The organism is Bradyrhizobium macuxiense, assembly GCF_001542415.1.
Lineage (GTDB): Bacteria > Pseudomonadota > Alphaproteobacteria > Rhizobiales > Xanthobacteraceae > Bradyrhizobium > Bradyrhizobium macuxiense.
Genome location: NZ_LNCU01000032.1, coordinates 5,157 through 29,174, shown reverse-complemented (window position 1 = coordinate 29,174; position 24,018 = coordinate 5,157). Strand labels below are relative to the sequence as shown.

19 protein-coding genes are annotated in these 24,018 nt (G+C 63.9%); 6 read left to right on the top strand and 13 right to left on the bottom strand.

The genetic code is table 11. From position 1 onward, the window contains the following. Nucleotides 1-236, top strand: a 236-nt coding sequence (locus AS156_RS44045; RefSeq protein WP_347336615.1) for a glycoside hydrolase family 15 protein, incomplete at its 5' end; no start/stop codon positions are given. An 87-nt stretch (nt 237-323) separates the two neighbouring features. Here the strand turns inward: AS156_RS44045 and AS156_RS07210 are convergent. The 8 genes from AS156_RS07210 to AS156_RS07175 all read right to left on the bottom strand — a co-directional run bounded on the left by AS156_RS07210 (nt 324) and on the right by AS156_RS07175 (nt 9,105). Then, complete coding sequence (locus AS156_RS07210; RefSeq protein ID WP_066501927.1) at nt 324-1,145, bottom strand: Cof-type HAD-IIB family hydrolase; 822 nt, start codon at nt 1,143-1,145, stop codon at nt 324-326. Beyond that, nucleotides 1,142-1,630 carry a gluconokinase gene (locus AS156_RS07205; protein ID WP_066502213.1) on the bottom strand — a complete coding sequence of 163 codons (489 nt, stop codon included), beginning with the start codon at nt 1,628-1,630 and terminating at the stop codon, nt 1,142-1,144. The genes AS156_RS07210 and AS156_RS07205 overlap by 4 nt, the downstream gene beginning before the upstream one ends. Nucleotides 1,631-1,658: 28 nt before the next feature. Then, entirely contained in the window at nt 1,659-2,411 is a 753-nt protein-coding gene (gene pgl, locus AS156_RS07200) for a 6-phosphogluconolactonase (RefSeq protein ID WP_066501924.1), read from the bottom strand. A 2-nt stretch (nt 2,412-2,413) separates the two neighbouring features. Continuing rightward, on the bottom strand, nt 2,414-3,922 hold the full coding sequence (gene zwf, locus AS156_RS07195; protein WP_066501922.1) for a glucose-6-phosphate dehydrogenase: 1,509 nt from the start codon (nt 3,920-3,922) through the stop codon (nt 2,414-2,416). A gap of 4 nt (nt 3,923-3,926) precedes the next feature. Next, nucleotides 3,927-4,910, bottom strand: coding sequence for a phosphogluconate dehydrogenase (NAD(+)-dependent, decarboxylating) (gene gnd, locus AS156_RS07190; RefSeq protein WP_066501920.1), 984 nt, complete (start codon nt 4,908-4,910; stop codon nt 3,927-3,929). 12 nt (nt 4,911-4,922) lie between these two features. Next, a complete protein-coding gene (locus AS156_RS07185; protein ID WP_066501918.1) occupies nt 4,923-7,769 on the bottom strand; it encodes a bifunctional transaldolase/phosoglucose isomerase in 2,847 nt (948 codons plus the stop codon). Between the two features lie 216 nt (nt 7,770-7,985). After that, a complete protein-coding gene (locus AS156_RS07180; protein ID WP_066501915.1) occupies nt 7,986-8,432 on the bottom strand; it encodes a DsrE family protein in 447 nt (148 codons plus the stop codon). Between the two features lie 55 nt (nt 8,433-8,487). Next, nucleotides 8,488-9,105, bottom strand: coding sequence for a hypothetical protein (locus AS156_RS07175; RefSeq protein ID WP_066501914.1), 618 nt, complete (start codon nt 9,103-9,105; stop codon nt 8,488-8,490). 497 nt (nt 9,106-9,602) lie between these two features. On the opposite strand from AS156_RS07175, the gene AS156_RS07170 reads away from it, so the two are divergent. From AS156_RS07170 to AS156_RS07155, 4 genes are all read left to right on the top strand, one after another. Continuing rightward, entirely contained in the window at nt 9,603-11,546 is a 1,944-nt protein-coding gene (locus AS156_RS07170; RefSeq protein WP_066501911.1) for a PrkA family serine protein kinase, read from the top strand. A gap of 105 nt (nt 11,547-11,651) precedes the next feature. Continuing rightward, nucleotides 11,652-12,923: a YeaH/YhbH family protein gene (locus AS156_RS07165; protein ID WP_066502211.1), complete on the top strand. Its 1,272-nt coding sequence runs from the start codon at nt 11,652-11,654 to the stop codon at nt 12,921-12,923. Further along, nucleotides 12,923-14,467, top strand: coding sequence for a SpoVR family protein (locus tag AS156_RS07160; protein ID WP_066501909.1), 1,545 nt, complete (start codon nt 12,923-12,925; stop codon nt 14,465-14,467). Before AS156_RS07165 ends, AS156_RS07160 begins: the two co-directional genes overlap by 1 nt. 328 nt (nt 14,468-14,795) lie before the next feature. After that, nucleotides 14,796-15,986, top strand: coding sequence for an ABC transporter substrate-binding protein (locus tag AS156_RS07155; RefSeq protein WP_066501905.1), 1,191 nt, complete (start codon nt 14,796-14,798; stop codon nt 15,984-15,986). A gap of 50 nt (nt 15,987-16,036) precedes the next feature. Here AS156_RS07155 and AS156_RS07150 read toward each other — a convergent pair whose 3' ends face one another. From AS156_RS07150 to AS156_RS07130, 5 genes are all read right to left on the bottom strand, one after another. Further along, nucleotides 16,037-16,513 (bottom strand): hypothetical protein, encoded by a 477-nt coding sequence (locus AS156_RS07150; RefSeq protein ID WP_066501904.1) that lies wholly within the window; start codon nt 16,511-16,513, stop codon nt 16,037-16,039. 7 nt (nt 16,514-16,520) lie between these two features. After that, the gene (locus AS156_RS07145) at nt 16,521-17,576 is read right to left on the bottom strand and encodes a 2-oxoacid:ferredoxin oxidoreductase subunit beta (RefSeq protein ID WP_066501902.1); all 1,056 of its coding nucleotides are present in this window, start codon (nt 17,574-17,576) and stop codon (nt 16,521-16,523) included. After that, nucleotides 17,573-19,420 (bottom strand): 2-oxoacid:acceptor oxidoreductase subunit alpha, encoded by a 1,848-nt coding sequence (locus AS156_RS07140; RefSeq protein WP_066501900.1) that lies wholly within the window; start codon nt 19,418-19,420, stop codon nt 17,573-17,575. The genes AS156_RS07145 and AS156_RS07140 overlap by 4 nt, the downstream gene beginning before the upstream one ends. After that, nucleotides 19,390-21,189, bottom strand: a complete 1,800-nt coding sequence (locus AS156_RS07135) for an FAD-dependent oxidoreductase (RefSeq protein WP_066501898.1) — start codon at nt 21,187-21,189, stop codon at nt 19,390-19,392. Before AS156_RS07135 ends, AS156_RS07140 begins: the two co-directional genes overlap by 31 nt. Nucleotides 21,190-21,434: 245 nt before the next feature. Further along, nucleotides 21,435-22,106: a DUF4286 family protein gene (locus AS156_RS07130; protein WP_066501894.1), complete on the bottom strand. Its 672-nt coding sequence runs from the start codon at nt 22,104-22,106 to the stop codon at nt 21,435-21,437. 195 nt (nt 22,107-22,301) lie between these two features. Here AS156_RS07130 and AS156_RS07125 point away from each other — a divergent pair. Then, on the top strand, nt 22,302-24,018 hold a 1,717-nt coding region (locus AS156_RS07125; protein ID WP_245312583.1), incomplete at its 3' end, for a caspase family protein.

The window sequence follows — 24,018 nt, the reverse complement described above, 5'->3', positions numbered from 1 at the left end:
TCGCCGATGCCTATGTGCTGGCAGGTGAGCTCGACAAGGCCCAGGCGGTGTTCGACCGGGTGGTGGCGGTCGCCAACGATCTCGGCCTGCTGGCGGAGGAGTACGACAGCGGCGCCGGCCGGCAGGCCGGTAATTTCCCACAGGCGCTGACCCATATCGCGCTGATCAACACCGCGCACAACCTCAGTGACGCCAAGGCCGCCGCCGAGAAGCCCGCGATGCAACGGTCGCAATAGGCGGGAGCGTTTTCAAGCGAAGTGGAACCCGGTTCGCGTGAAGAAAACGCGTCAAACTAAGATCCTAGATTTTCGGTTTTGATTCAATCAGAACCGAAAGATCTGGCGGCCGGTGCGCAGCACGACGTCCATTGCGCGCGCGAAGCCGTCCTGCTCGTTGGTCTCGGTCACGTTCGTGGCGCGCGCCTTGACGTCATCGCTGGCATTGCCCATCGCGAAGGAGACGCCGCTCTTTGCGAACATCGCGAGATCGTTCTGCATGTCGCCGATCGTCGCGACATTGGCGAGCGGTACGCCGACACGTTTGGCGATGGTCTCGACGAAGGTGCCCTTGTCGTGGCCGGGCGGGGTGATGTCGAGATAGTAGGTTTGCGAGCGGATCGCGGTTGCCTGGTCGCCGACCAACTGCTGCATCTCGGCCTCGCAGCGCTGCAGCTGCGCGGCGTTCGAGCTCGCGCCGACGATCTTGCAGGCGCGGTCGAGATAGGGCGCAAAATCCGTCACGATGGTCGGATCATGCTTGATCGTGCGCTGCTCATGCGCGACGTATTCGCCGTCGGGATTGGGCGTCAGCCAGCGATCGTTGGTGAACAGCCAGATGTCGATGCCGCGCTCGCGCAGCAGATCGATGCTGCGCTTGGCTGTGGCGGCCGGGATCAGGTGCTGCTCGACCGGCTTGAGCGCGGCGTCGACGATCGAAGAGCCGTTGAAGGCGCCGATCGGCAGCTTGATGGCGAGCGGCGCGACCAGGAAATCCATTCCGATGGTCGGCCGGCTGGAGACGATGGTGAAGCCGATGCCGGCCTCGTGCAGCCTGCGCACGGCCGCCTTGGCGCCATCGGTCAGAATCTTGTCCTTGGTGAGCAGCGTGCCGTCGACGTCGGACACGACAAGGTCGATGCGGGTCATGGGCGGTCCAGGTTGAGTTGGCTGACAATGTCTTCGACGATGGTGTCGACCGTGCGGTCGATCGCGACGACGATCGGGCGTTCGTCCGCGGTCGGCGGCTCCAGCGTCTTGAACTGGCTCGCAAGGAGACCCGTCGGCATGAAGTGGCCCTTGCGCGCGGCCAGGCGCGCGGCGATCAGGTCCCGCGTGCCCTCGAGGAAGACGATGCGGACGTCGTCGCGTCCATGCACCAGGATGTCGCGATAGGTGCGCTTCAGCGCCGAGCAGGCGATCACGGCGCGCTGGCTCACCTTGCAGGTCCGGTCGATCTCGTCGGCGATCGCCCGCAGCCAGGGCCAGCGGTCCTCGTCGGTCAGCGGCTGGCCCGCGCTCATCTTCGCGACATTGCTTGGCGGGTGGAAGGTATCGCCGTCCTCGTAGCGCCAGCCGATCCTGATTGCGAGGTGGTCGGCGATGGTGCTCTTGCCCGAACCGGAGACGCCCATTACGACCAGTGCACAGGGGCTGTCCTTGTCACCCACGAAAATCCTCCGGCAGCGCGGCCTGATCGACGAGCCAGATGGTCTCGTGCTGCGATCGCGCGCGATTCGCCGGAAGGTTCTCGCCCGCGAGCAAGCGCGTCAAGATCGCGCGCTTGCCGGGACCAGCGATCTCGAACAGCATCTCGCGGCAGGAGGCGAGTGCCGGCAGGGTCAGCGAGACGCGCGGCACGAACGGCTCGACATTGGCCTTCGGCACGCCGACCACCCAGCGCGCGGTTTCCTCGACCGCCGGGTAGCCGGGAAACAGCGACGCGGTGTGGCCGTCGGGGCCAACACCCATCAGCACGAGGTCGAACAGCGGCCGCGCCGGATCGAGCTGCTCGGCGCCATAGAAGGCCATCAGCTCGTTCTCGTAGAGTGCGGCGCTCTTGTCGGGGTCCATCAGATCGGCGGTATCGGTCGGGATCGGATGGACGTTGGCGGCCGGCGCGCAGCGGTCGAGGAAGGCCTGCCGCGCCATGCTCATGTTGTGCAGCGGGTCCTTCCGCGGCACCAGGCGTTCATCGCCAATGAACCAGTGCACACGGTCCCAGGGGATCCTGCCGCGATACTCCGGCGTCGCCAGCAGCTGATAGAGCGCCTTCGGGCTGGAGCCGCCGGTGAGGCAGACCGCGATCCGGCCGCCGTTTTCCGCGAGCCTTGCTATCACCCGCTCGGCCGCCGCCTTTGCCATCGCCGCCGGATCGGCGACGGGGATGACCCTGCGCTCGCCGCTCGCGGCCATGGTCAGCCGAGCTTCCGCCAGCTGCGGCCGTCGCGCGTCAGCAGCGCGTTGGCGGCTTCCGGCCCTTCGCAGCCGGCCTTGTAGGGCTGCAGGCCGCGGCCGCCGGCCTTCTTCCAGGCATCGAGGAAGGGCTGCACTGCCTGCCAGCCGGCCTCGACGCTGTCGGCGCGCTGGAACAGGATGTTGTCGCCGATCATGCAGTCGTAGATCAGCGTCTCGTAGCCGGTCGACGGCTCGGCCTTGAAGTAGTCCTTGTAGCGGAACTTCATCTCGACGCCGTCGATATTGATGACAGGGCCGGGCACCTTGGTGTTGAACTGCAGCTCGATGCCCTCGGTCGGCTCGGTCGAGATCACCAGATAGTTCTGCGACAGGCGGTCGACCGGCGTGTCGCGGAACATCGCGAACGGCGCCTGCTTGAACTTGACCGCGATTTCGGTGCGCTTGACGCCGAGCGCCTTGCCGGTGCGCAGATAGAACGGCACGCCGGCCCACCGCCAGTTGTCGATCGTCAGCTTCAGCGCGGCATAGGTCTCGGTTGTGCTGTCGGGCCTGACGTCGGGCGTCTTGAGATAATCCTCGATCTCGGTGTCGCCGACCCTGCCGCCGCGGTATTGGCCGCGCACTGAATTGTACAGCGCGTCCTGCTCGCTCTGGGTCTGGATCGCGCTGAGCACCTCGGCCTTTTCCGAGCGCACCGCATGCGCATCGAAGCGCGCAGGCGGCTCCATCGTCACCAGCGACAGAAGCTGAAACAGGTGGTTCGGCACCATGTCACGCAACGCGCCGGTGGCGTCGTAGAAGCTGCCGCGATGGCCGACACCGATCTTCTCGTCCACCGTGATCTGGACGTGGTCGATATGGTTCCGGTTCCAGATCGGCTCGAACATGCCGTTGGCAAAGCGCAGCACCAGGATGTTCTGGACCGTCTCCTTGCCGAGGTAGTGATCGATCCGGTAGATCTGGTGCTCGTCGACCAGCTTCAACAGCGCCGCGTTTAAAGCCTTTGCCGACGCCAGGTCGGTGCCGAACGGCTTCTCGATCACCAATCGTCGCCAGGCGCCGTTTTCCTCCAGCATGCCGGTGCGTCCGAGCTGCTCGCTGATCGGCAGGAACGCGTTGGGCGGGGTTGCCAGATAGAACAGCCGATTGCCGCCGGTGCCGCGTGCCTTCTCGAGCTTGTCGAGCCGTTCGTTCATGGCATCGAAGGACGCAGGGTCCTTCGGGTCGGCCTCGATCGAGGTGACGCATTCGAACAGGCGCTTGGCAATCGCCTCGTCGACAGGACGGGTGGCGAATTTGCGCAGCCCCTGCATCAGGCTGTCGGTCATCTGATCGCTCGACATGCCCTTGCGGGCGATGCCGACGACGCAGAACTTGTCCGGCAGCAGGTTGGAGGCTGCGAGATTATACAGGGCCGGTATCACCAGCCGGTGTGTCAGGTCGCCGGTGGCGCCGAAAATGATGAAGGAGCAAGGATCGGGTTTCTTCTGCACGTGGCCTTCAGTCATTCAGCTATCCCTTCTTGGGCGGTTCCTTGTGGCCGCCAAAGCCTGCGCGCATCGCCGAGAGGATCTTCTCCGCGAAGGTGTGGTCCTTGCGCGAGCGGAAGCGTGCGTAGAGTGCCGCGGTCAGCGCCTCGGCCGGCACGGCTTCGTCGATCGCGGCATTGACGGTCCAGCGTCCCTCGCCGGAATCCTCGACAAACCCGGAATAATTGTCGAGCGTATGGTTCTCCGCGAGTGCGGTCGCGGTGAGGTCGAGCAGCCAGGACGGGATCACGCTGCCGCGCCGCCACACCTCGGCGATGTCGGCGATGTCGAGATCGAAGCGATGATCCGGCGGCAGTGCGTCGATCTTGGCGTTCTTGAGGATGTCGAAGCCCTCGGCATAGGCCTGCATCAGGCCGTATTCGATGCCGTTGTGGATCATCTTGACGAAATGCCCGGCGCCGACGGGGCCGGCATGGATATAGCCCTGCTCGATGCGAGGATCGCGACCCTCGCGGCCGGGCGTGCGCGGGATGTCGCCGATGCCGGGCGCCAGCGCCTTGAAGATCGGGTCGAGCCGGTCGACCACGGCCTTGTCGCCGCCGATCATCATGCAGTAGCCGCGCTCGATGCCCCAGATGCCGCCGCTGGTGCCGACATCGACGTAATGCAGCCCGTGCTCCCTTAGCGCCTTGCCGCGGCGGACGTCGTCCTGCCAGAACGTGTTGCCGCCGTCGATGATGACGTCGCCCGGCTGCATCAGCTTCGACAGCGCCTCGATGGTGGCCTCGGTGATCTTGCCGGCCGGCAGCATCACCCAGGCGGTTCGCGGTGCCTGCAGTTTGAGGACGAAGTCCTCGAGCGACGAGGAACCCGCGGCGTTGTCGGCGGCGAGCGAGGCCACCGCCTTGGGATCCTTGTCGTAGACCACCGTGGTGTGGCCGTGGTTCATCAGGCGGCGGACGATGTTGCCGCCCATCCGCCCCAGGCCGATCATGCCGAGTTGCATCGCTGGCCTCCGTCAGTTGAGCGCGGCCGAGATCGCGGCATCGAGTGCCGCAAGCCCGGAGGAGAGATCGCCCTTCAGGTGCACGCGCAGGGCACGCCGGCCGCGCTCGGTGAGCACGTCGAAATCGCCGCGTGCCTGCGCCGCCTTGATCACGCCGAAGCTCGCCTTCTGGCCGGGCACCGGCAAATCCTGGGCGTCCTCGGCCGTGACCTGCAGGAACACGCCGCTGTCGGGGCCGCCCTTGTAGGCCTGTCCGGTCGAATGCAGGAAGCGCGGACCGAACTCGGCGCAGGTCGCAAGGCGTTGCGCATCGCGCACCTTGAGCCGCATCGCCTGCAGCGCGTCGATGGTATCGCCGTCGCGTTCGATATAGGCGAGCAGGGCGACATAGTCGCCGCTGCCGGTGCGGGCGAGATGCGCCCTGATCCACGAGTTGAGGTCGCCATTGGCGCCGCCCCTGCGCAAGTCATCGGCATTCTGCGCGTCGGTGTAGAGCTCGAGGTTGTCCAGCGACACCACCGGCTGTTCCTTTGGCAGCGCGCCGGTCTTCTCGAACGCGGCCGTGAGTTCGCGCGTCTTGATCTTGGCCGCCTCGACATCGGGCTGGTTGAATGGGTTGATGCCGAGGATCGAGCCCGCCACGGCGGTGGCGATCTCGAAGCGGAAGAACTCCTGGCCGATATGGTCGATCGATTTCATCACGATCCGCGCGACGGGATGCCCTGCAGCTTCAAGTGCGGCGAGCTTTGCCCCATGCGCGGCATCGTCCTCGCCCTCGGTGCGCAGGTCGATGAAGAAGCGGTCGTTGCCGTAGACTGCAGGATCGCCGATCGTCTCGCCCTCGATCGGGATCAGGCCCTTGCCGTCCTTGCCGGTCGATTCCGCGATCAGCTGTTCGGCCCAGGCGCCGAAATCGGCAACCTTGGGCGAGGCGAAGATCGTCACCTTGTCACGGCCTTCCAGTCCGGCGATGCCCATCGCGAGGCCGAGCTGCACGCCGGGGTTTTCGTGCGGCGGCACGTCGGCGCCACAGGAGTGCACCATCGCCAGCGCATGGTTGATCAGGCCGCGGATATCGATGCCGGCTGCGGCGGCCGGCACCAGGCCGAACGGCGACAGCACGGAATAGCGGCCGCCGATTGCGGGGTCACCGTAGAAGATGCGGGCAAAGCCCTGCTTGATGGCGACCTTCTGCAGCGACGAGCCGGGATCGGTCACGGCGATGAAGCGGTGTCCGGCCTTGTCCTTGCCGATCGCCTTGGCGACGCGGTCGAAGAAATAGTCCTTCATCACGTTCGGCTCGGTGGTGCCGCCGGATTTGCTGGAGACGATGAACAGCGTCTTCGCGATGTCGACATACTCCTCCATCGCGCGCACCTGCGCCGGGTCGGTGGAGTCGAGCACGTGCAGCCTCGGGAAGCCAGATTTGTGCGGGAAGGTCTCGGCCAGCACCTCCGGCCCAAGGCTCGACCCGCCCATGCCGAGCACGACGGCGTCGGTGAAATTCTGTCCCTTCACGCGCCTGGCAAAGTCCTCGTAGTCGGCGACATCGGCCGCGGCTGCGCTGGTCAGCCAGCCCAGCCATTTGTTCTCGTCGTCGCCGGTCCAGACCGACTTGTCCTTCTGCCAGAGCCTGCGGATCTTGCCAGCGGCGCGCCATTCCTCGGTGCTCTTCTCGACTGCCTTCGCGATGGTGGCGCCGAGCGCGAGCTTCTGGTGGTCGATGCCGCCGCCGAGCGACGTTACGCGCTTGAAGGCGACCGCGCCGTAGAGCTTGTCGGCCGCGTCGGCGAACAGCTTGACGCCGTCCTTCACCAGTTCCTCGGTGATCGCGTCGAGCGAGATGCCTGACTTCTCCAGCTCCTCCAGCACGCGCCGGGCGTCGTCGATATTCTCCTCCAGGCTGTCGCGCAGCTTGCCGTGGTCCCGGAAGGCCTCAAGCGTTGCCGGTGGCATGGTGTTGATGGTGTCGGGGCCGATCAGCTCCTCGACATAGAGGACGTCGCTGTAATCCTTGTTCTTGGTGCCGGTCGAGGCCCAGAGCAGCCGCTGCGGCTTGGTACCCTTGGCCTTGAGCTTGTCCCAGCGGGCGCCGGCGAACAGGCGCTTGTAGTCCTGGTAAGCGAGCTTGGCGTTGGCGATCGCGACCTTGCCCTTTAGCGCGGCGAGCCGCTCCTTCTCCGACGGGTCGTTGGCCCGGGCGATCTTCTCGTCGAGCTGCTTGTCGACCGCGGTATCGATGCGGCTGACGAAGAAGCTTGCGACGCTCGCGATATGGGATGGATCGCCGCCCTTGGCAACGTACTTCTCGATACCTTTCAGATAGGCCTCCGCCACCTGGCGGTAGACCTTCTGCGAGAACAGCAGGGTGATGTTGATGCTGATGCCTTCACCGGTCAGATGCTCGATCGCCGGCAGGCCTTCCGGCGTCGCCGGCACCTTGACCATCAGGTTCTTGCGGTGCACGTCCTTCCAAAGCCGCTCGGCCTCCGCTATGGTGCCCTTGGTGTCCATGGCGAGATAGGGCGACACTTCGAGGCTGACGAAGCCGTCGCCGCCATGGGTGTGGTCGTAGACCGGGCGCAGCACGTCGGCGGCATGCTGGATGTCTTCCACGGCCAGATTCTCGAACAGGTCAGCGACCGAGCGGTCGCCCTTCGTGAGGGCCTGGCCGATCGCACCGTCATATTCGTCCGAACTGCCGATCGCCTTCTCGAAAATCGAGGGGTTGGACGTCACGCCTTTGAGGCCGTCGGTCTCGATCAGGCGCTTCAGGTCGCCCTTGGCGACGAAGCCGCGGGCAAGGAAGTCCAGCCAGACCGCCTGGCCGTGATTTTCGAGTGCTTTGACGGGATTCATGGGGGCCTGTTCTGTTCGATCGAGGGGCGATTTTTGGGTTCCCAGGCAGCTTTCTGGGGCGAGGGCGGATTGTCAACATGGGGGCCGGGCCCGGGCGGAATATCAGCATTCCCAAGGGATAACGCCATTCACATCAGTTCGATCCCTCCGGAAGCCGACCCGAAGAGAGCCCGATCTCAGCACATTTTTATGACGCGTCGCGGGCGGCCTGTCGGCTCAAGGCCGCAGATACAGGTAGCCCTGCGCCTGCAGCTCGGCGAGACGGACGACGCCGCCTTTGTCGGCGCGGACGAAGCCGGGAAGCAGGTCGCTCAGGCCGATGTTCTGCGATTTCATGGTGTTGCCGCAGGCGGCGAGCTCGATTCCGTCTTTCGCGAATTGGCCGACATGCCGCGACAGGTCAGAATTGGCCGCTGCCGCGTGAAACGCCTTCAATGCCTGGCCGTGGACCACCAGTGCGATCGTCACATTGTCGGGACCGCCGACACCATCGAGATGGTTCTGGATGTTGCCCATCACGAAGCTGACCTTGTCGAGGTCGTCGAGGTGATAGACCACCTTCAGCTTCTTGGCCGGTGCCTCGGTGGCGGCGCTCGCCCGCGACGCTGCGAACACCGCGCCGATCGCCGAGACTGCGCCCCACAAGATGCCGCGTCGATGCATGGCGTCTCTCCGCATGGCGTCCCTCCCGCTGATGTTGTTGACCGAGCGAAGCCTATCACTTGTGGCGGAGCGCTGCGAGTTCCTTGCGGTCGGTCACAAGTTCGGCGCATTCGCTGGCGTCCGCGCGATCGACGCGGAAGATCTTGTCGTCCGCACCGGCTACCAGCGCGTCGCCGGCCTCGTCGTCGGGCTTGTTGCGATTCCAGACCGTGATTTTTTCGAGGCGGATGATGGCGGATTTGTCGTCCTTCGACAGCGCCACGTTGATGCCGCCGCCTTCGCAGTCGACGCTGCAGCCGAAGCGCACTTCGTTACCAGCGTCGGTCGCGATCGCGTGATTGCAGTAGCCGCTGGAGTCGAAATTGCCGGTGCGATGGCGGTACCTGATGCCGAGGCGAAACGAGTAATTGACGGTCTTGTCTTCCGGCGCGTCTTCCGCCGTGACCAGCAGCTTCATCGCGCTGACCTTCTGCCGCGGATGTTGCGCCAGATGATCTGCATCGTATCGCCGCACAAAGCAGGCATAGGCTTTCGCGCCCGGCGGGCCTGCGAACATCCTGTTGTCGAAGGCCGCTGCCTTCGCCTTGTCGACGCCGTCCTGCGCCGAAACGGCTAGCGTCGCACTTGCGCATGCCGCAGCTGCGAGAGCACCCACAAAGAACGTCCGCTGCATGACCGGTCTCGGGAATATGTCCCGCCTCTGTGCCATCACCATTGATGCGCGGCGATGGTGCCGCGCGGAACTGCGCGGGCTCGTTGCCTTAGTCGCGGCGACAAGGAGGCACGTTCAAGGGTGTCCAGAGCTTTGTTTCTGCGCCACGTGAGGCGCGCATCTTGACGCCACGGCTCCACAGTCACACCTTTTCAGGGAGCCCAACGTTCATCGACAGGCGGGGAAGTTGCCCCGTTTAGATGTCCACCTTTGGAGGCCGGGCCCGTTAAACCACGGATGTTGCGAGAGTGCGACAACGGCCAAAAACAGGGGGATATTGATGAACCATTAAGCTTCCTGCCTGTTGATAAGGCAGGGGCTGCACGCGCCGTGCATTGCCGAACCAAGTCGGTCGAGTGTCCAATGGACCCAGCGTGCCGACGCTGATTCGATCCTTGGACGCTCTGGTTACGACTCGTGTCAGCCGTGCGGCGATACATATCGTGGAGAGAGGGATCATGTACAACGATTCTTTGTTCAACGCCTTTGCCAGGTCGTTTGAAGCACGAAGCCAAACCGACATGTCGATGGCCGAGTATCTGGAGTCGTGTCGAAGCGATCCGATGCGATATGCAAATGCGGCCGAGCGGTTATTGGCGGCAATCGGTGAGCCCCAGATGATCGACACGGCCAAGGACCCACGCCTTGGCCGTATCTTTTTGAACCGTACGATACGCTCCTATCCTGCCTTCACCGGCTTCCACGGCATGGAGGATACGATCGAGCGCATCGTCGGCTTCTTCCGCCACGCGGCGCAAGGCCTCGAAGAGCGCAAGCAGATCCTGTACCTGCTGGGACCGGTCGGCGGCGGCAAGTCGTCGCTTGCCGAACGCATCAAGTCGCTGATCGAAATTCATCCCATCTACGTGCTGAAGGCAGGCGACGAGCTTTCGCCGGTGTTCGAGTCTCCGCTAGGACTGTTCGATCCGGAGCAGCTCGGGCCGATGATCGAGGAGAAGTACGGTATCCCGCGCCGCCGCCTGAGCGGCCTGATGTCGCCATGGGCCTACAAGCGGCTCGAAGCCTTCGGCGGCGACATCTCGCAATTCCGCGTTGCGCGCATCCAGCCCTCTCGGCTGCGCCAGATCGCGGTTGCGAAGACCGAGCCAGGTGACGAGAACAACCAGGACATCTCCTCGCTGGTCGGCAAGGTCGACATCCGCAAGCTCGAGACCTACGCGCAGAACGATCCGGACGCCTACAGCTATTCCGGCGGCCTCAACCGCGCCAACCAGGGCGTGCTCGAGTTCGTCGAAATGTTCAAGGCGCCGATCAAGATGCTGCACCCCCTGCTGACGGCGACGCAGGAGGGCAACTACATCGGCACCGAGAATATCGGCGCAATCCCGTTTACCGGCATCATCCTGGCGCACTCCAACGAAGCGGAGTGGCAGAGCTTCAAGACCAACAAGAACAACGAGGCCTTCATCGACCGCATCTGCGTCATCAAGGTCCCGTATGTCCTGCGGGTCGCCGAAGAGCAGAAGATCTACGAGAAGCTGATCCAGAGCTCCGAGCTTGCCGCCGCGCCGTGCGCGCCGGCGACGCTGGAGACGATGGCGCGGTTCTCGGTGATGTCGCGGCTGCGCAAGCACGAGAACTCGACGCTGTTCGCCAAGATGCGGGTCTATGACGGCGAGAGCCTGAAGGAGTCGGATCCGAAGGCCCGCAGCGTCCAGGAATACAAGGATGCCGCCGGCGTCGACGAAGGCATGGACGGCGTCTCGACCCGCTTTGCCTTCAAGGTGCTGGCCTCGACCTTCAACCATGACACGACCGAGGTCGGTGCCGACGCGGTGCATCTGATGTATGTGCTGGAGCAGGCGATCCGGCGCGAGCAGCTGCCCGATGAGGTCGAGAAGCGCTATCTCGAATTCATCAAGGCCGACCTCGCGCCGCGTTATGCCGAATTCATCGGCAACGAGATCCAGAAGGCCTATCTGGAATCCTACGCCGACTACGGCCAGAACCTGTTCGACCGTTACGTCGACTACGCCGACGCCTGGATCGAGGATCAGGACTTCAAGGATCCCGACACCGGTCAGCTGATGAACCGGGAGCTGCTGAACCAGGAGCTGACCAAGATCGAGAAGCCGGCCGGCATTGCCAACCCGAAGGACTTCCGCAACGAGGTGGTCAAGTTCTCGCTGCGCTCGCGGGCGCACAATGGCGGCAAGAACCCGAGCTGGACCTCTTACGAAAAGGTCCGCGACGTGATCGAGAAGCGGATCTTCTCGCAGGTCGAGGATCTCCTTCCGGTCATCTCGTTCGGTTCCAAGAAGGACGGCGAGACCGAGAAGAAGCACGGCGAGTTCGTCGCGCGGATGGTGGAGCGCGGTTACACCGAGCGTCAGGTTCGCCGGCTTGTCGAGTGGTACATGAGGGTGAAGCAGGCCGGTTAGCATGATCCGGACAAGCGGAAGCCGGTTTCCAGTCGGTTAGAGAAGTGAGATAGTGATGCGATCGTTCCTGATCGCATCATGACCGGAGGCAGATGCAACGTGGTCATGCACATCGTCGATCGGCGGTTGAATCCGGGTAGCAAGAGCCTGGAGAACCGCCAACGCTTCCTGCGGCGCGCCAAGGCGCTGGTCCAGGGAGCCGTGAAGAAGTCGTCGCAGGACCGGGACATCAAGGACGTCCTGGAAGGCGGCGAGGTGACGATCCCGCTGGACGGCATGGATGAGCCGCGGTTCCGGCGCGAAGGTGGCACGCGCGACATGGTGCTGCCGGGCAACAAGAAGTTTGTCGAGGGCGACTGGCTGCCGCGCCCGAACCAGAGCGGCGGCAAGGGTTCAGGCGCCGGCGAGGGCGACAGCGAGGACGCCTTTCGCTTCGTGCTCAGCCGCGACGAATTCGTCGACCTGTTCCTCGATGACCTCGAGCTGCCCGACCTTGCCAAGCGCAAGCTCGCGGAAACCGAGAGCGAGGGCATCCAGCGCGCCGGCTATGCCACCTCGGGCTCGCCGGCCAACATCTCGATCAGCCGCACGGTGAGCCGTGCGCTGGCGCGCCGTAAGGCGCTGCGCCGGCCGCGCAAGGACGAGATCGAAGCCCTCGAGGAGGAGCTCGCGAACTGCGATGACCCAACGCGCCGGCGCGAGCTGCAGGCGCTGATCGACGCTCTGAAGGCCAAGGCCAAGCGGATCCCGTTCATCGATCCGATCGATATCCGCTACCGCCGGTTCGAGACGGTGCCGAAGCCGGTGGCGCAGGCCGTGATGTTCTGCCTGATGGACGTCTCGGGCTCGATGTCCGAGCACATGAAGGACCTGGCAAAGCGGTTCTACATGCTGCTCTACGTCTTCCTGAAGCGGCGCTATCGCCATGTCGAGATCGTGTTCATCCGTCACACCGACCGCGCCGAGGAGGTGGACGAGGAAACCTTCTTCCACGGACCGGCGTCCGGCGGTACCCTGGTGTCGAGCGCGCTGGTCGCGATGAACGAAATCGTCCGCGCCCGGTTCCGCCCGGCCGACTGGAACATTTACGCCGCGCAGGCTTCCGATGGCGACAACATGACCTCGGACAGCGCGCTGACGGGACAGCTTCTCACCGACAGGATCCTGCCGGTCTGCCAGTTCTTCGCCTATCTCGAGGTCGGCGAGGCCGCCAACTACACCTTCGACATGCCGGACTCCTCGCTCTGGACGCTCTATGAGCGTCTACGCAACGACGGCGCGCCCTTGTCGATGCGCAAGGTGAGCGAGCGTGGAGAAATCTTCCCGGTGTTCCAGGACCTGTTCAAGCGCCGCAGCAAGCAGGAAAGGGTTGCGTAATGGGTTCTTCCGGCGAACGGTTGTTCGAGGGCGCCGACTGGGATTTCCATACATTGCAGCGGGTCCACGACGCCTGCGAGGAGATCGCACGCAAGGAGCTTGGGCTCGACGTCTACCCGAACCAGATCGAGGTCATCACCGCCGAGCAGATGCTCGACGCCTATTCGTCGGTCGGCATGCCGCTGTTCTACAAGCACTGGTCGTTCGGCAAGCAGTTCGCGTTCCAGGAGGCGTCGTATCGCAAGGGCCTGATGGGTCTCGCCTATGAGATCGTCATCAACTCGTCGCCGTGCATCTCCTACCTCATGGAGGAGAACACCGCGACGATGCAGACGCTCGTGATCGCGCACGCGGCGTTCGGGCACAATCACTTCTTCAAGAACAACTACCTGTTCAAGCAGTGGACCGACGCCGACGGCATCCTCGACTATCTCGAATTCGCCAAGGGCTACATCTCGGCGTGCGAGGACCGTCACGGAAGCGAGATTGTGGAGCGGACGCTCGATGCCGCGCATGCGCTGATGTCGCACGGGGTCGACCGCTATCCCGGCAAGAAGGCGCTCGACCTCCGCGCCGAGGAGAAGCGCGCCGGCGAGCGCCGCCAGCACGAGGAAGCCATCTTCAACGATCTGTGGCGGACGGTGCCGAACACCAAGACCAAGAGCAGGACGACGCTCTCGGTCGAGCGTCGCCGCGCGCTGCTCGGGCTGCCGCAGGAGAATATCCTCTACTTCCTGGAGAAGTCGGCGCCCCGGCTGCAGCCGTGGCAGCGCGAGCTGATCCGCATCGTGCGCCACATCGCGCAGTACTTCTATCCGCAGAGCCAGACCAAGGTGATGAACGAGGGCACAGCGACCTACGTCCACTACCGCATCATGAACCGCTTGCACCAGCAGGGCCGGATCACCGACGGCAATTTTCTCGAATTCCTGCAGTCGCACACCAACGTGGTGTTCCAGCCCGAATTCGACGATCGCCGCTACTCCGGCTTCAACCCTTACGCGCTCGGTTTTGCGATGATGCAGGACATCGAGCGCATCGTGAGCAGTCCGGAGGACGAGGACCGTGAATGGTTCCCGGATATCGCCGGCAAGCGCGACGTCGAGGGCGTGCTGCGTGATATCTGGAGCAATTATCGCGACGAAAGCTTCATCAGCCAGTTCCTCAGCCCGGCGCTGATTCGTCGCTTCCGCATGTTCCATCTGCACGACGATCCGGCCGAGAGCGCCGGGATCAAGGTCGACGCGATCCACGACGAGCGCGGCTATCGTCGGGTCCGTCGCGAGCTGGCGCGGCAATATGACGTCGGCTTTGTCGACGCCAATATCGAGGTTGTCGATGTCGACCTTGCCGGCGATCGGCGCCTGCTGCTGCGCCACACCACGGTGAAGGGCGCGCAACTCAACGAGACCGATGCGCGGCGCGTGCTGCAGCACCTCGCCGACCTCTGGAGCTACGATGTGGCGCTGACCGAAGTCGACGGCACCGACAAGGTGCTGAAGGAATATGTCATCAGCCCGCGCGCGGCCGCGGTTGCGGCATAGCGCGCGGACAGCGTCGCTGCGCTGACCGTCGGACGGAATGGTTTTCTCGCTCGACGAACCTTCGTGACCATCGAAGGTCCACATCGCGAACATCACGGAAACATTGAGCATACATGACGCGCGCCGCTCCGGGCGCATGCCCGCATGCGGGGATTTCTTGGCGATTGCCTGCGCGGACGCGATTGATAATGTGCGCCGCGTCTAAAGCATGATCCGGAAAAGTGTGAAGCGGTTTTCCGAAAGATCATGCTTAAACAAGAAGCTAAAGCGCGATGACGATTCAACCTGATCCCATCGCGCTTTAGAAAACCAAGAAAAGGATTTGCTCTTGTCATCTCGCTCACGCCTGGCGGGCTCCCTCGCCATTGCCGCGTTCACAGCCTCGCTGGTTTCACCGTCTTTCGCAGCCGAAACATCCATCAAGATCGGCAACACTGCCCCTTACAGCGGCCCGGCATCCGCCTATGGCACGATCGCGCATGCCGAGACGGCGTACTTCCAGATGCTCAACGATCAGGGCGGCATCAACGGCCGCAAGATCGAGTTCGAGAGCCTCGACGACGCCTATTCGCCCTCGAAGACGGTGGAACAGACGCGCAAGCTGGTCGAGCAGGATGAAGTGCTGGCGATCTTCAGTGCGGTGGGCACCGCGCCCAACATCGCCGTGCAGAAATATCTGAACATCAAGCACGTGCCCCAGCTCTTCGTCTCGTCGGGCGCGACGCGCTGGAATGATCCGAAGCACTTCCCCTGGACGGTCGGCTTCAATCCGACCTACGAGCTCGAAGGCAGGCTCTACGCAAAATACATCCTGAAGACCAAGCCGGACGCGAAGATCGCCGTCATCACGCCGAACGAAGATGCCGGCAAGGACTATCTGAAGGGCTTCAAGGAAGGGCTCGGCGAGCATGTCGATCAGATCGTCGCGGAGACGACCTATCTGACGACTGACCCGACGATCGATTCTCAGATGGTGTCGATGCGCGAGTCCGGCGCCGACGTGTTCTTCGCCGAGGCGACCCCGAAGTTCGCCGCGCAGGCGCTGCGCAAGGCTGCCAGCATGGGCTGGAAGCCGCTGACCATCCTGCCGTCGGTGTCGAACTCGGTCTCCGCGGTGCTCGAACCGGCCGGCCTCGAGAATGTCGTGGGCGTCGTCACCGGCCTCTATCTGAAGGATCCGACCGATCCGCGCTGGGCCGACGATCCCGGGCAGAAGGAGTTTTCGGCCTGGATGAAGAAGTACCAGCCGAATGCGAGCCCGGGCGATCTCTTCAACGTGCAGGGCTACACGGTCGCGCAGGTCATGACCGCCGTGCTGAAAAACTGCAACGGCGACTACAGCCGCGAGAACATCATCAAGCAGGCGACCAATCTGAAGGCGCTGGACATGCCGATGCTGCTGCCGGGCATCAAGATCCAGACCGAGCCCGACAACGTGACGCCGATCCGCCAGATCCAGATGGCGCGGTTCGACGGCAAGTCCTGGGCGCTGTTCGGCGACGTGCTGAGTGACAAGTAAAGCGCTAGCGCGGTGCAGCCGGGGGCGCGACGACTGTCGCCCCCGGGGCATCACAAGCACGGGTTCATGACGGGTTCGCGCGGAACGGCCAGGAGCGCCTTTACGCCCGCTCGGATTTTCTCCGGATCGATACTGCGAAAGTGGTCCAGGTCCGATCCTTGGCAGAGTTGTGGCTGAGAATTGAGTGCGCGAAGGCTGAATGTGGCTGCGTTTCGTTTGAACGCTTCCAGCGCTTCTTTGGTCGGGTGAAGCGATGAGTTCTCAAGAATGAATTGGTCGATCGCGACGATTGCCTGATCGATGGCTTCGTCGGTCGGTCGTCGCGGCAGCGCACAGGCCGCGGTTTTCGCCTGAATGGACAGATAAAGCGACCAAGCGCAGAGCACGGCTCCCGCACCGCTCTTGTCGACCTCGAACTGGCGAGGGCCCAAGGTCATGCGATCTTGCGCTACGACGGGTGACACCAGCGTTGCCGCGATGGCGGCCATTCCCATCAGCGCGTGCCGACCGGAAAAGACCGCGATCATGCTAAGCTCAGCGCAGGCTGGCGTTGATCTTGTCCAGCACGGCTGAGCCGGGGCACAGCGCCTTCTCATCCATCGTGTTGAGCGGCGTCTCGACGGTGTCGAGATGGGTGTGCAGATCCTCGGCGTCCGGATCGACATAGAGCAGTCCGGTGACGATCTGGCCCTTGGCCGCGTGCTTCTGCAGGAAGGTCTGGGCGCCGAGGCGATCATGCGGATCGTAGTCGGCGTCGAGCTTGCGCAACGCCAGCCGCGAGCCGTCATGCTGCTCGACCACCTGCACGGTGCCCGGCGCATAGTCGACGCTGATCGGATCGCGGCCGACCAGCACGTCGAGCCGGTTCACCGCGTCGTTGTGCTCGCGGACATAGTCGAAGCTCTTGGTTGAGCCCGCGTGGTTGTTGAAGGCGATGCATGGGCTGATCACGTCGATGAAGGACGCGCCCTTGTGCCGGATTGCGGCGGCGATCAGCGGCACCAGCTGGGTCTTGTCGCCGGAGAAGCTGCGCGCCACGAAGGTCGCGCCCAACTGCAGCGCGATCGCGACGAGATCAATCGCATTGTCGGTGTTGGTGACGCCCTTTTTCGACTTCGAGCCGCGGTCGGCGGTCGCCGAAAACTGGCCCTTCGTCAGGCCGTACACGCCGTTGTTCTCGACGATATAGGTCATGTTGACGCCGCGCCGGATCGAATGCGCGAACTGGCCGAAGCCTATCGAGGCGGAATCGCCGTCGCCGGAGACGCCAAGATAGATCAAGTCGCGGTTGGCGAGGTTGGCGCCGGTCAGCACCGACGGCATGCGGCCGTGCACCGAGTTGAAGCCGTGCGAATTGCCGAGGAAGTAGTCCGGCGTCTTCGACGAGCACCCGATGCCGGAGATCTTCGCCACCCGGTGCGGCTCGATCGAGAGCTCGTAGCAGGCCTCGATGATCGACGCGGTGATCGAGTCGTGGCCGCAGCCGGCGCACAGCGTCGAGATCTTCCCCTCGTAGTCGCGGTGAGTATAGCCGAGATCGTTCTTCTTGAGGCCGGGATGATGGAACTTGGGCTTTGCAATGTAGGTCATGACACGGCCTTGCGGAGAGGGGTCACCTTGAGATGATCCTGGTGGTCGCCGATCGCGTTGGCGATGAAGCGTGCGGTGATCGGCGTGCCGTCATAGTGCAGGATCGGCACCAGCCGGACCGGATCGATGCCGTTCTCGTTGACGATCAACTGACGGAGCTGGGCGTCGCGGTTCTGCTCGACCACGTAGACGAAGTCGTGGTCGGCGATGAAGCTCGCGACACTGGAGTGGAACGGGAAGGCGCGGATGCGCAGACGGTCGAGATGGTGGCCGCGTGCCTCCAGGAGGCCGATCGCCTCGTCCATCGCGGGCGAGGTCGAACCGAAATAGATCACGCCATACTTGGTCGGCTTCGCCGCGTTGGCCTGCAGCGGCCGCGGCACCATGTCCTGAGCGGTCTCGAACTTGCGCACCAGGCGCTGCATGTTGTCGGCGTAAACGGCGCCTTCCTCCGAATAGCGCGCGTAACGGTCACGCGATGTGCCACGGGTGAAGTAGGAGCCCTTGGTCGGATGCGTGCCCGGATAGGTACGGTATGGAATGCCGTCGCCGTCGACGTCGAGATAGCGGCCGAAGTCGCGGCCCTCGTCGAGCATTTCCGCAGTCATCACCTTGCCGCGGTCGTACTGGCGGGCATCGTCCCACTTCAGCGGACGGCAGAGCCGGTGGTTCATGCCGATGTCGAGATCGAGCATCAGGAAGATCGTGGTCTGCAGCCGTTCGGCGAGATCGAACGCAGCCGCGGCGAACTCGAAGGCCTCCGCCGGATCTTCCGGGAACAGCAGCACGTGCTTGGTGTCGCCGTGCGAAGCGTAGGCGCAGGCGATCACGTCGCATTGCTGGGTGCGGGTCGGCATGCCCGTCGAGGGGCCGGCGCGCTGGATGTTCATGATGACGGCCGGAATCTCTGCGAAATAGGACAGGCCGATGAATTCGGTCATCAGCGAGATGCCCGGGCCTGACGTCGCCGTGAAGGCCCGCGCGCCGTTCCAGGAGGCGCCGATCACGATGCCGATCGAGGCGAGCTCGTCCTCGCCCTGCACGATGGCGTATTTCGCCTTACCCGTTTCAGGATCGTGGCGATACTTCTTGCAGTGGCTGGTGAAGGCCTCCGCCACCGACGATGACGGCGTGATCGGATACCAGGCGCACACGGTGGCGCCGCCATAGACGGCGCCGAGCGCGGCCGCGCTGTTGCCCTCGAGGAAGATGCGGTCGCCGACCTTGTCGGCCTTCTTCACCCTGAGCCCGAGCGGGCACTTCAGGTTCTGCAGCGCCCAGTCGCGGCCGAGATGCAGCGCATGGACGTTGGAGGACAGGAGCTTCTCCTTGCCCTTGTACTGCTCGCCGATCAGTTGCTCGACCAGCTTGGGATCGAGGTCGAGCAGGGCGCAGAGCGCGCCGAGATAGATGATGTTCTTGAACAGCTGGCGCTGCCGCGGATCGGTATAGGTCGAGTTGGTGATCGCGGTCAGCGGCACGCCGATGACAGTGATATCCTCGCGGAATTTCGAGGTCGGCATCGGCTTGGTCGAGTCATAGAACAGATAGCCGCCCGGCTCGATCGAGGCGACGTCCTTGTCCCACGTCTGCGGGTTCATCGCCACCATCATGTCGACGCCGCCGCGGGCGCCGAGATGGCCGGCTTCGGTGACCCGCACCTCGTACCAGGTCGGCAGGCCCTGGATGTTGGAGGGGAAGATGTTGCGCGGGCTCACCGGAACGCCGTGGCGCAGGATGGCGCGCGCGAACAGTTCGTTGGCGCTTGCCGAGCCCGAACCGTTGACGTTGGCGAAGCGGACGACGAAGTCGTTTACGCTGCTGATCGGGCTTTGGACTGACATGTTGAACCTGCGTGAACCATATCGATGAGGTACTTCTGCATATCCCAGGCGCCGGTCGGGCAGCGCTCGGCGCACAGCCCGCAATGCAGGCAGACGTCTTCGTCTTTCACCATGACGCGGCCGGTCTTGAGGTCGCCCGACACATAGAGCGCCTGGTCGTGATGCGGGGAGGGCGCTTTCAGCCGCTGCCGCAAATCATCCTCTTCACCGTTGTCGGTGAAGTTGATGCAGTCCATCGGGCAGATGTCGACGCAGGCGTCGCATTCGATGCACAGCGGCGCCGAGAACACCGTCTGCACGTCGCAGTTCAGGCAGCGCTGCGCCTCGCCGAGCGCGAGCTTGACGTCATAGCCGAGCTCGACTTCGGCGCGGATGTCCTTCAGCGCGATCACCTTGTCGCGATGCGGCACCTTGAAGCGCTTGTCTGCGGAGATGTCGTTGTCGTAGCTCCACTCGTGGATGCCCATCTTCTGCGAAGAGACCTGCACCTCGGGCAGCGGGCGCTCGTTGATGTCCTCGCCGGATATCATCCGGTGGATCGAGAGCGCGGCGTCGTGGCCGTGCGCCACCGCCCAGATGATGTTCTTCGGTCCGAACGCCGCGTCGCCGCCGAAGAACACTTTTGGGTTGGTCGAGACGAACGTCTTGGGGTCGACTTTCGGCATGTGCCACTTGTCGAATTCGATGCCGCAATCGGCTTCGATCCAGGGGAACGCATTCTCCTGGCCGACCGCAACCAGCACATCGTCGCAGGGCACGGTCTCGTCGGGCTCGCCCGACGGCACCAGGTTGCGGCGGCCCTTGGCGTCATATTCCGCCTTCACCTTCTGGAAGGTGACGCCAATCAGTTTGCCGGCCACATGCTTGAATGCCACCGGCACCATGAAGTTGAGGATCGGGATATCCTCATGCAGGGCGTCTTCCTTCTCCCAGGGCGAGGCCTTCATTTCCTCGAAGCCGGAACGGACGATCACCTTGACGCTCTCGCCGCCGAGACGGCGCGCGGTGCGGCAGCAGTCCATCGCGGTGTTGCCGCCGCCGAGCACGATGACGCGGCGGCCGATCTTGTCGACGTGGCCGAACGACACGTTGGCCAGCCACTCGATGCCGATATGGATATTGGCAGCGGCTTCCTTGCGGCCGGGAATGTCGAGCTCGCGGCCGCGCGGGGCGCCGGAGCCGACGAAGATCGCGTCATAGTTCTCGGACAGGAGCTGCTTCAGGCTATCGACGCGCTGGCCGCCCTTGAACTCGACGCCGAGGTTGAGAATGTAGTCGGTCTCCTCGTCGATCACGCTGTCGGGCAGCCGGAACTTCGGAATCTGGCTGCGCATCATGCCGCCGGCCTTCGGATCGCCGTCGAACACGGTGCAGTGGTAGCCGAGCGGCGCGAGATCACGCGCAACCGCAAGCGACGCCGGTCCGCCGCCGACCAGCGCGACGCGGCGGCCGTTCTTCGGACCGGGTTTCGGCAGGCGATGCTTGATGTCGTCCTTGAAGTCGGCGGCGACGCGTTTCAGGCGGCAGATCGCGACCGGGGTCTCCTCGACGCGCCCGCGGCGGCAGGCCGGTTCGCATGGACGGTCGCAGGTGCGTCCCAGGATCCCGGGGAACACGTTCGACTTCCAATTGATCATGTAGGCGTCGCTGTAGCGCCCCTCAGCAATCAACCGGATGTACTCAGGAACGGGTGTGTGTGCGGGGCAGGCCCATTGGCAATCGACTACTTTATGAAAGTAATCCGGCGCCGAGATATCAGTCGGTTTCATTCCTACCTTTGACCCGCGCGAAAAATGCCAGAGCTTGCGCGGCCTTATTGTTGACGACGAACGCTCACGCGACGTTGTTCTGGTTTTTGAATTGGATCATAGGCTTATCTTATTAGAGCCGTTCCAGAGAAGGCAAAGCCAAATTTGCGCGATCATCAGCTTTCGCGCGTCTGATGTGCGTCTAGCGTTAATCTCAATGTCGTTATGCGGCGGTGCAGCATGGGGCGCTCCGCCGCATCGCACGCCTAGTTGCGCGAAACGTCGCTCTTTGCGAGATCCCACAGCAGCCGATAGACGCCGCTAGTAACGACGAGCGGCTTGAACGCGGCGTTCTCGGTGATGCGCGCGGCGGCGGAAGGCACCGCAGTCACGTCGGTGGCATCGATCAGCACGAACCAGTCGCCTGCACCGGGATCGGCCTTCGCGGCGTCCGGCGTGAGAGGCCTCGACAAGACCGGATCGTTCTCGAGGAGATGCATCGAGATGATCCCGTCCAGTGTGGATGGATCGAGCAGCTCCCGCAACGAGGAGCGAAGCCTGTCGGCGCCGTCGGCGGGCGGGCGCAGGCGGATGAGGCCGAGCGCAGCACCGCGGCCGACGCCGCGGCTGATCGTGATACGCGCGACGCCGCGGATCATGTTCTTGAAGCGTGCGATGTTGGCCTTCGACCATTCGGTCTGGTTGGCGAGGGCCGTGCGATAGGCCGGACTGTCGAGCACGTCGAAGGTCGCGGTCGAATAGAGGCCGAGATATTTCGGCTTGCCGTCATGGGCGACGTAGCGGCGCGCTTCGACGAATCCGTCGATCGCGACTCGCTCTTCGATGTGTTCGCGGTCGTACCAGCGGTTGAATTCAGCTTCGTGTAAGCCGTCGACATCCATCGATGTCAGCAGCATGCCCTGTCCGGCGATCGGCATCTTTTGCTCCCGTGTGCCTGTTTTGATTGCCGAATATTGCCGAACGGCCGATCGAGCGGAAGCCGGTTTCTGCAGCGAAAATCAGTCCAGACCAAGGATTGCCACAATTGCTGCGATCCTGTTCAGCACGGGTTCACGGAGGTTGTATTTCCATCTGGCCCGCCAATGTCTTGAAAGAAAAAAAGGACGACCCCGATGGCGCGAATTATGTGGGCATTGATTGTCGGTCTCGTGTCGTTGGCTTCGCTGCCCGCGCAGGCACAGGAGCAGGAAAAGCGTCTCGCGCTCGTCGTCGGAAATGGCGCCTATCAGGCGGCTCCGCTGCAGACTGCCGCCAATGATGCCGGGCTGATCGCGCAGACCTTGCAGGCGGCCGGCTTCGACGTGATCGGCGCACGCGACCTCGACGGCGAGACGCTGCGTAAATCCTTCCGCGATTTCATCCAGAAGGTGCAGGACGCAGGTCCCAACGCCGTCGCCTTCGTCTATCTCGCCGGCTACGGCGTGCAGTTGACCGGCGAGAACTACTTCGTTCCTGTCGATGCCAAGATCGCCCGCGACACCGACATTCCGGTCGAGGCGATCCGCCTGTCCGACTACACCCATCAACTGTCGTCACTGCAGATCAAGGCGAGCGTGATCGTGCTCGATGCGGCGCGCAGCAATCCCTTCGCCAAGGACGGCCAGCCGCTGGCCGGCGGCCTCGCGCTGGTCGATCCAGACCCGAAGATGCTGATCGCCTTCAACTCCGCTCCCGGCACCGTCGCCCCCGACGGCGCGCCGCCCTACGGGCCCTATGCCCAGGCGCTAGCGGAAATGATCCGCACCGGCGGCCTCAGCCTGCCCGATGTGTTCGACCGGGTGCGCCTGCGCGTCAACGAGATGACCAAGGGCGCGCAGATTCCATGGGATGCCCAGAAGATCGACGCGCAGTTTGTGTTCTTCGATCGCAAGCCCGACGCGCCGCCGGCCCAGATCGATGCCGGATTGCGCACCAAGCCGATCCGCGACTACTCGGCGCAGGATGCCTATGCGGCCGCGCTGGAGCGCGACACGATGCAGGGCTATGAGGATTATCTGCAGGCCTATCCGAGCGATCCACTCGCCAAGCGCGTGCGCGCGATCGTGGCGGCGCGGCGCGAGGCGATCACCTGGCGGCGCACCTACAGCGCCGATACGCCGGATGCCTACTGGTCCTACCTCAATCGCTATCCGCGCGGGCCGCACGCGGCCGACGCACGGCGGCGTCTCGCCTATCTTTCGGCCGCGCTGGAGCCGCCGCCGCAGTTCGCCGCGATCGACTACGACGTGCCGCCGCCGCCGCCGGATGAGGTGGTCTATGTCGACCGTCCGGTGCTCTATTACAGCGATCCGGTGTTTGACTTTGAACCGCCTCCGCCGCCGCCGGTGTTCTTCCTGCCGCCGCCGCCGCCGGATTTCGTGGTGCTGGCGCCGCCGCCGCCACCGATCGGCCTTTTCGTGTTGCCGACCCCGTTCTTCGTGGCGATGCCGGCCTATGTGGCGCCGCCGGCCTATGTCGTGCCGCCGCCGAACAACATCGTGTTCAACAACATCCACAACACGACGATCATCAACACCGTCATCAACAATCCCAATCCCACGCCGGCGCAACTCGCTGCGGCAGGCGTGAGGCCGGCGGTCCCCGGCGGGCCGATCTCGACAGGGACGTCCCTGCCGCCAGCCGCGCTGCAGCGCGCCAATCTGGTGCAGCCGGGCGGACCGCAAGGCGGCCAGGCCGCCCCCGCTGCGCGGCCAGGAATGCTGCCGACCCAGCCGGGCGCCGCGCCGAATACAAACGCTGCAACCGCACCCAACGCCGCGGGGGCGCCGGGTGCTCACACGCTGCCGGGTGCCAAGAATGGACCGCCATTGCCGCAGACGGCGACGGCTC